Genomic DNA, 6719 nt, shown 5'->3' with positions numbered 1-6719 from the left:
CTCCTGCAGGAATTCGCTCGGCTCGAATTATCAGGCAAATTGGCGGGGTTTTTCAGCAGCCCCCTAGGTGCCTCGCTAATCCATCAAGATCTGGAAATAGTGCGAGACGACTGACTCCATTAGCCAGAAGATGGCCGCGTATACTTTTAAATTGACTGCCAGAAATGAATATTTTAACGAGCCTGCCTTTGTAGCTGCGGTTCTTTTCTAGCGTGACGTATTTACCTTCTTTTGTTCTTTTATGACAAGTGAAAACACCTGTCTGAGCAAGGATCCGTCGGGTGACCGAGCGTGGACGAAATATTCTTGTCCTGCCCTGTGAGAACGGACTTTCCTTCGTGGGAAATGTGATGAAGTCGTCCGGCTTTGTCTTAAAAACCCAAACAACACCATCGGACACGCATCCATCTATCTCTTTGGGCGGCTTGTTTACGGTAAACCACAGAGCAACTAAAGCGCTATATGACCAATCGAGAAGGCGTGTCGGTAAACCGTGATGCTGAGCTAAGGCAAGCCTGTCCCACTCGCTGTTTAATTGATATTCGACGAACGGCAGGCTTAAGCGTTCAAATTCTGAGTTTATAAGATCTTCAATGTTGTCTAGCTCGCCCTTCGGCGATAGTCGCGCAATGCGTGGCTTCAGAGGCTTATCTTCGGTTTGGCCTCGAAAGATAAAATCCGAATTATTCCCAGAATCGAGGGCTGTATCTTTAAGCTCTTCCATGAGAGCGACAAAGCCACTTAAGCTGCTGATATTATACGTGGGGTAAGAGATTTTCTTTTTAGTCGACATAAAATCTAACGCCCAAGCTCAGTTGCCGACCGAAGCGCGCCAGCGCTTTGGGCGGTCAACTGCAGCGACCTGTTAGAGGACACAACCGAAACTTAAGTAGTTTTCCAACGGATTTCGGGGTCTTCCTAACACTGGTATCTGTCTCGGATATGCCGATCGTAGTAGCTACCTTTCGAGCTTGCAGCTAATAAGCCCTCGAAGACGCTCGCTGGAACTCGACAGAAAGAGTACGTATGACCTTGCTGGAACCGAATATTCATTCGCTGAGTTGTCGGGTCATACCCCACGGCTCGAATCGCCGATGAACTCACTGCAATCATTTCCATAGCCATTTCCTCTAACGCCTAAGCTCAGTTGCCGCCGGAGCGGCTAAAGGCCGCGGAGGGAACCCGAAGCGCGGCAGCGCTTTGGGCGGTCAACTGCAGCGTTCTGTTATGCACTTAGCCGAAAACCGGCTTCATAAACGAACGCTCGTAACTCAAGTAGCATTTCGTATCCCTGTAATGCTTCATTGCGGCTTGGCATGCTGGATCTTTTGCGGCTTCAGTTCTGTAAGTTTCATACTCCGCAAGACTGGGAAATGAAAACAACGCAACAGCTATATTGCTTGCACCTTCATGCGGCAAGAAATACCCATGATGCTCGCCGCCAAACTTTTCTACGAGCGGAATCCAGAGCTTTGCGTAATGCTCGAATTCCTCGACCTTGAATGGATCGATCTCATATCGCAGGTAGCAAGTAACCATTTTTTCTCCTTTGGGCATAACGCCAAAGCTCAGTTGACGCCGGAGCAGGTGCAGCCTGCGTAGGGAACCCAAAACGCGCCAGCGTTTTGGGCGGTCAACTGCAGCGATTTGTTATGAGCTTCCCCGCCTAGGCGTGGTTTCGCGTATTTGGGATAATGAATCGCTGAAAAAATCCTGCGATACCAGATGCTCGACGACTTTCATGCATTCCTTTACATCGACGAGTTGTGGTCTAAATCCCCTATGAGCTGACGCATTACCCGCGCCAGCTACTGCATCTAGAGCCTCGAACTGACTTTTATTGATGAAATTCTGTTCAGCGAGAGCTTTTAACTTTTTTTGCATTCCGCCGATATCACCAATATGTGAATTACAAAATTCATCGACGATCGCACGCAAACCAATCATAGCCAGCCACGTCATATTTTGCTCTATGGCTTGATACGTTTCCCAGAAATGCAGCATCAGTGGTTCACTGAGATCGTGAGTCCATTCGGCAAAAGCTGCCCGGGAATGTTTCGGGTAGATTGTTCTTTCAGCAAGCTCGGCGGATTTTGCAAAGCCGAATTCATCTATTTCTCGCTGAATCTTCCTAGCCTCCGCAACCTGCGCTTCTTCGCCTTTATTTGCGGTCTCAGTCCAGTACTCGTCGACCAATAATGAAGGCGCTTCACAGCCAAGACATTTGATGAATTGATAAGACGCCGCTCGGACAGCCCAAGCACGTTGTTGAACACGTCCATTTGAGCCCTTCACAAACATCTCGACCGATCTTGGATAATACGCGACTGCCAAGCGCGTATGGAACGTCTCGGATTCGCATTTCCAGCAAAACGATCTTAATTTCACCATTCCCCCGATCACAGAGCGAAACGATTAAATCTCATAACGCCTAAGCTCAGTTGCCGCCGGAGCGGCCGCAGGCCGCGGAGGGAACCCGAAACGCGCCAGCGTTTTGGGCGGTCGGCTGCAGCGATTCGTTATGCATCAATTGATATATAGATACCGTGAACCACATCCGTTCGCTTAAGGTCAGCTTCATTGCCCGCAAACAGCAAATACTCGCGACATACTCGACTGACCTTTACCAGATGCTCATTGGCGGCCCGGACTTCGGGGACGTCTAAGAACGCGATATATTTTGACACCGACTCGGTGGTCATCGGCGCTTTACGCTTTCCGTTTATAAGGCCAGAAATATCTTTCTCTATTCCTGCTCTCTGAGCAGAGCCATAAACTGAGCTGCCATTGATAGGTATATTGCATTTGACCTCACCTACAAAAGCGACTGGGTAGCCAAGCCAAACGTCATATCCGTTCGCGTTCGGTTTAGCTGCCAATGCCATACTTTCCAATTGTTCTGCGTGAGATTTATCTAGGGAATAATGATTTGCGAGCCAACGACAAAAACCTAACGTAATCTTTAATGTCAGAATGTTGTTTATATCTGATAACGCCGATTTTAGGCTCACGAAGTTCTGCGTGCTCATGGCTGAATAGTAATCGCTTTCCGGCAAGTCGAAGCTACTCACTAGGAATTTATTCAATCTGCTACGTAGCTCGTCTTCGCGATTATATTTCAATGCTACTCACCCTCCTTGGTGCATAACGCCGAAGCTCAGTTGTCGGCCGAAGCGCGGCAGCGCTTTGGGCGGTCAACTGCAGCGCACCGTTAGGCCTACTTCTTATCTTCTATCGCCTCTGCTCTCAAAGCGGCCGATGCTCTGATATTACCTGGGCGCGTGAAAAGTTCGTAACAAAGATCTCTAAGGAGAGACAGTAAGACTTGCGCCCGATTGCTGTTTACCTCAGGTAGATGCGGATGCGCGCCGTCATGGCCTGCAAGCATAATTTGCTTTGCCAAATCCTCCCATTGGTCGTCCAACTCGGTTATCTCGAACATTTGTTTGATTTGCTTCTCGACTTTATTCGAGCCCTCTGCTCCGAGCTCGGCACAGATTGCCTGCACGACACGACGGCATAATGCGGCGAAGCCATTAAATGCGTTTACCGAAAGACAGTCTAAGGCTTCCTCGATCTCGCCCTGCACACGATTTGGCACGTGCTCGAAATTGAAAAGCTCCTTAGAGGGCAGAACAGCCTTTGGGTTAGAAACGTTGGGGTGATCGCCATTCCACCCCGTGATGTTCCAATGCACTGGGATTGCGCGAAGACATAGTTCGCAGAAATAGCTGACTACCAATTCTTTTACTTGATCATGCCTGAGTAGACGAGGGAACGGCGTCGAGGCTTGCGAAAAACGAGTTCCCTCTTTGCAATGCGGGCATATACCGCCGGCGCTCAAATTTGCAAGAAGGGCCGGAGGCTGTTCGCCGTAAAATCGAAGCATTCAATCTCCTTTTGCCTAACGCCTTAGCTCAGTTGCCGCCGGAGCGGCCGAAGGCTGCGGAGGGAACCCAAAGCGCGCCAGCGCTTTGGGCGGTCAGCTGCAGCGATCTGTTAGAGCTAAAATACATCTAGATCCCTGTTTGGCCTATGATTTCTCTAGAACGACAAGAGCGTACACTTGGCTTTGCGGCATATTTTTTGAGTCGAACCACTGGCAGAGTGCGTCGCCTTCTTCGACCCAACTCACAGTCATTTCGGGACCACCACTTTTCAGAGTGACGATATCACCAGGTTGAATTTGGTCTGACATTATATTTACTCCAATAGAAATACGGCAGTTGCTGCTTTTACTAGCTCTAACGCCGACGCTCAGTTGGCCGTGCGCAGCGCAGCGGAGCATGGGTCAACTGAAGCGGATTGTTAGGCATTACGACCTAGCCTGTTGCGCCAAAAAAATTTGCAGCGATTAGCGCCGCTAACGCAGCGCAAAAACAAAACGCGATAAGCCGCGCTTGGATGACCAGACGCTTACCGTACTGACTGATGATCGGATCATTGAGGCGTCTATATTCGCGTCTAAATATGAAATTCCACGAAGGCGACCAGGTTCCCGCGTATTCGCCTGGCGCTGCCGACGGTGAGCCCAAACGCACCCATATTTGCCGATGATGTTCCGCCATGTAACTGAACAGTTTATGCGCATCACGGTTGTAACAAATCATCAATACCCCAATCAGGATTACAAATGTGAAGATCACAAATCCCATCGGCTCTCCTCGTAACGCCTAACGCCAATTCGACGACATTTGTAGGTATATCACGCGGCAGATGGTCGACATAACGCCGCCTCGTTTTATTTATAAATCAATACGTCAGGTCTTATCGCGCGTATTAGGTCGACACAAATTGCCTACCAAGCTACTGACCTCCGCATTATCGTCTTCGTAGCGGTCAAAACGTACTGCGTCCTCCGCTAGTAATATGGCACGAAGAGCACGCATAAAAAACCCGCCGTTCAGCGGGTTTCTCGCGAGCCCTAGCAGCAGCTATATGATCAGTCGTTACCCTGATCAGTGACCGCCCCCTTAGAAGCCGTCCCGACCAACCTCGCATACTTGGCCAACACGCCCCGAGTCGCATTCGGCGGCTTCGGCTGCCAGGCGTTGCGGCGGTCGGCGAGTTCTTCGTCGCTGACGTGCAGGTGCAGTTTGCGTTCGTGAGCGTCGATGGTGATGGTGTCGCCTTCCTGGACCAGGGCGATGTTGCCGCCGACGGCGGCTTCCGGGGCGACGTGGCCGACGACCATGCCGTAGGTGCCGCCGGAGAATCGACCGTCCGTGATCAGGCCGACTTCTTCGCCCAGGCCGCGACCCACAATCGCGGAGGTCGGCGAGAGCATTTCGCGCATGCCGGGACCGCCTTTGGGGCCTTCGTAGCGGATGACGACGACATCGCCGGAGACGATCTTTTCGTCCACGATCGCCTGCATGGCTTCTTCTTCGGAGTCGAACACGCGGGCGGGGCCGGTGATAGCCGGGTTCTTGAGGCCGGTGATCTTGGCGACACCGCCCTCTTCGGCCAGATTACCTTTCAGAATCGCCAGATGGCCCGACTTATACAGGGCCTCTTCCATCGGCAGAATGACTTTCTGGCTCTTCGGCGGTTCGTCCGGCACGTTGGCCAGGGTTTCGGCCAGGGTTTCGCCGGTGATGGTCAAGCAGTCGCCGTGCAGCAGGCCGGCGTTGAGCAGCATCTTGAGCACCTGCGGGATGCCGCCAGCGGCGTGTAGCTGGGTGACCACGAAACGCCCGGAGGGCTTGAGGTCGCAGAACACCGGCACCTTGGCGCGGATGCGCTCGAAGTCGTCGATGGTGAGGTTCACGTCGGCGGCCTGGGCAATCGCCAGCAGATGCAGCACGGCGTTGGTGGAGCCGCCCACGGCCATGATCAGGGTGATGGCGTTTTCGAAGGCCTCGAACGTGAGCAGGTCACGCGGCTTGATGTCCTTCTCGATGGCCTGGATGAGCACTTCCGCCGAACGCGCGGCGCTGTCCGCCTTTTCGGCGTCTTCCGCGGCCATGGTGGAGGAATACGGCAGGCTCATGCCCATGGCCTCGAACGCGCTGGACATGGTGTTGGCGGTGAACATGCCGCCACAGGAACCCGCGCCCGGGCAGGCGTTGCATTCGACCGTCTTGACGCGTTCGTCGTCGATCTTGCCGGCGACGCGCTGGCCCACGGCTTCGAACACGGAGACCACGGTGAGGTCTTCGCCAAAGGCATGGCCGGGCTTGATGGTGCCGCCATAAACGAAGATGGCCGGCACGTTCATGCGGGCGATGCCGATCATCGCACCCGGCATGTTCTTGTCGCAGCCGCCGAGGGCCATGACGCCGTCCATGGATTCGCCCTGCACGGCGGTTTCGATGACATCGGCAATCACTTCGCGGGAGACCAGCGAATACTTCATGCCCGGCGTGCCCATGGAGATGCCGTCGGAGACGGTCACGGTGCCGAACATCTGCGACTTGGCGCCGCCGCCTTCCAGGGCGGCTTCGGCCCGCTTGGCCAGATCGTTCAGGCCCATGTTGCAGGGCGTGATGGTCGAGTAGCCGTTGGCGATGCCGACGATGGGCTTGTTGAAGTCCTCGTCGGTATAGCCCATGGCGCGCAGCATGGCGCGGTTGGGCGCACGCGAAGTGCCCTGGGTGACGACGTGACTGCGGCGCTGTTTCGGCGTGTCCTCGGCCATGATGTGTTCTCGTTGTGGATCTGAATAAGTGGAGCGTGTGACGGTCGGGCGCTCTCGGCGGCGCCCGTTATCGCGCGCC

10 protein-coding genes are annotated in these 6719 nt (G+C 53.5%); 1 reads left to right on the top strand and 9 read right to left on the bottom strand.

Annotated elements, in window-relative coordinates; translation table 11 throughout:
• Positions 1-52: 52 nt before the first annotated feature.
• The 3 genes from S4A8_RS17450 to S4A8_RS17440 form a co-directional block, all read right to left on the bottom strand.
• Positions 53-793: an FRG domain-containing protein gene (locus S4A8_RS17450; RefSeq protein ID WP_353221114.1), complete on the bottom strand. Its 741-nt coding sequence runs from the start codon at positions 791-793 to the stop codon at positions 53-55.
• A 125-nt stretch (positions 794-918) separates the two neighbouring features.
• Positions 919-1119, bottom strand: coding sequence for a KTSC domain-containing protein (locus S4A8_RS17445; RefSeq protein WP_353221113.1), 201 nt, complete (start codon positions 1117-1119; stop codon positions 919-921).
• 114 nt (positions 1120-1233) lie between these two features.
• Positions 1234-1512, bottom strand: a complete 279-nt coding sequence (locus tag S4A8_RS17440) for an NIPSNAP family protein (protein ID WP_353221115.1) — start codon at positions 1510-1512, stop codon at positions 1234-1236.
• Here S4A8_RS17440 and S4A8_RS17435 point away from each other — a divergent pair.
• Positions 1429-1602 carry a hypothetical protein gene (locus S4A8_RS17435; RefSeq protein WP_353221116.1) on the top strand — a complete coding sequence of 58 codons (174 nt, stop codon included), beginning with the start codon at positions 1429-1431 and terminating at the stop codon, positions 1600-1602. The genes S4A8_RS17440 and S4A8_RS17435 overlap by 84 nt on opposite strands.
• Before the next feature lie 48 nt (positions 1603-1650).
• Here S4A8_RS17435 and S4A8_RS17430 read toward each other — a convergent pair whose 3' ends face one another.
• The 6 genes from S4A8_RS17430 to ilvD all read right to left on the bottom strand — a co-directional run bounded on the left by S4A8_RS17430 (position 1651) and on the right by ilvD (position 6640).
• Positions 1651-2301 carry a DUF4145 domain-containing protein gene (locus tag S4A8_RS17430; RefSeq protein ID WP_353221112.1) on the bottom strand — a complete coding sequence of 217 codons (651 nt, stop codon included), beginning with the start codon at positions 2299-2301 and terminating at the stop codon, positions 1651-1653.
• A gap of 218 nt (positions 2302-2519) precedes the next feature.
• Complete coding sequence (locus S4A8_RS17425; RefSeq protein ID WP_353221111.1) at positions 2520-3122, bottom strand: hypothetical protein; 603 nt, start codon at positions 3120-3122, stop codon at positions 2520-2522.
• A 95-nt stretch (positions 3123-3217) separates the two neighbouring features.
• Positions 3218-3889: a DUF4145 domain-containing protein gene (locus tag S4A8_RS17420; RefSeq protein WP_353221110.1), complete on the bottom strand. Its 672-nt coding sequence runs from the start codon at positions 3887-3889 to the stop codon at positions 3218-3220.
• A 144-nt stretch (positions 3890-4033) separates the two neighbouring features.
• Positions 4034-4198, bottom strand: coding sequence for a YodC family protein (locus S4A8_RS17415; RefSeq protein WP_353221109.1), 165 nt, complete (start codon positions 4196-4198; stop codon positions 4034-4036).
• Positions 4199-4322: 124 nt separating this feature from the next.
• Entirely contained in the window at positions 4323-4655 is a 333-nt protein-coding gene (locus S4A8_RS17410; protein WP_353221108.1) for a hypothetical protein, read from the bottom strand.
• Between the two features lie 287 nt (positions 4656-4942).
• Positions 4943-6640, bottom strand: a complete 1698-nt coding sequence (gene ilvD / locus S4A8_RS17405; RefSeq protein WP_353221107.1) for a dihydroxy-acid dehydratase — start codon at positions 6638-6640, stop codon at positions 4943-4945.
• Between the last annotated feature and the right edge of the window lie 79 nt (positions 6641-6719).

The organism is Salinisphaera sp. S4-8, from assembly GCF_040361235.1.
In the GTDB taxonomy this organism is placed as follows: Bacteria; Pseudomonadota; Gammaproteobacteria; order Nevskiales; family Salinisphaeraceae; genus Salinisphaera.
This window is presented reverse-complemented; position numbering and strand designations above follow the sequence as displayed.

What these genes read in the sequence shown, in the direction of transcription:
- S4A8_RS17450 (WP_353221114.1), bottom strand. Translation starts at nt 793, where the DNA reads ATGTCGACTAAAAAGAAAATCTCTTACCCCACGTATAATATCAGCAGC.
- S4A8_RS17445 (WP_353221113.1), bottom strand. Translation starts at nt 1,119, where the DNA reads ATGGAAATGATTGCAGTGAGTTCATCGGCGATTCGAGCCGTGGGGTAT.
- S4A8_RS17435 (WP_353221116.1), top strand. Translation starts at nt 1,429, where the DNA reads ATGATGCTCGCCGCCAAACTTTTCTACGAGCGGAATCCAGAGCTTTGC.
- S4A8_RS17430 (WP_353221112.1), bottom strand. Translation starts at nt 2,301, where the DNA reads ATGTTTGTGAAGGGCTCAAATGGACGTGTTCAACAACGTGCTTGGGCT.
- S4A8_RS17420 (WP_353221110.1), bottom strand. Translation starts at nt 3,889, where the DNA reads ATGCTTCGATTTTACGGCGAACAGCCTCCGGCCCTTCTTGCAAATTTG.
- S4A8_RS17415 (WP_353221109.1), bottom strand. Translation starts at nt 4,198, where the DNA reads ATGTCAGACCAAATTCAACCTGGTGATATCGTCACTCTGAAAAGTGGT.
- S4A8_RS17410 (WP_353221108.1), bottom strand. Translation starts at nt 4,655, where the DNA reads ATGGGATTTGTGATCTTCACATTTGTAATCCTGATTGGGGTATTGATG.
- ilvD (WP_353221107.1), bottom strand. Translation starts at nt 6,640, where the DNA reads ATGGCCGAGGACACGCCGAAACAGCGCCGCAGTCACGTCGTCACCCAG.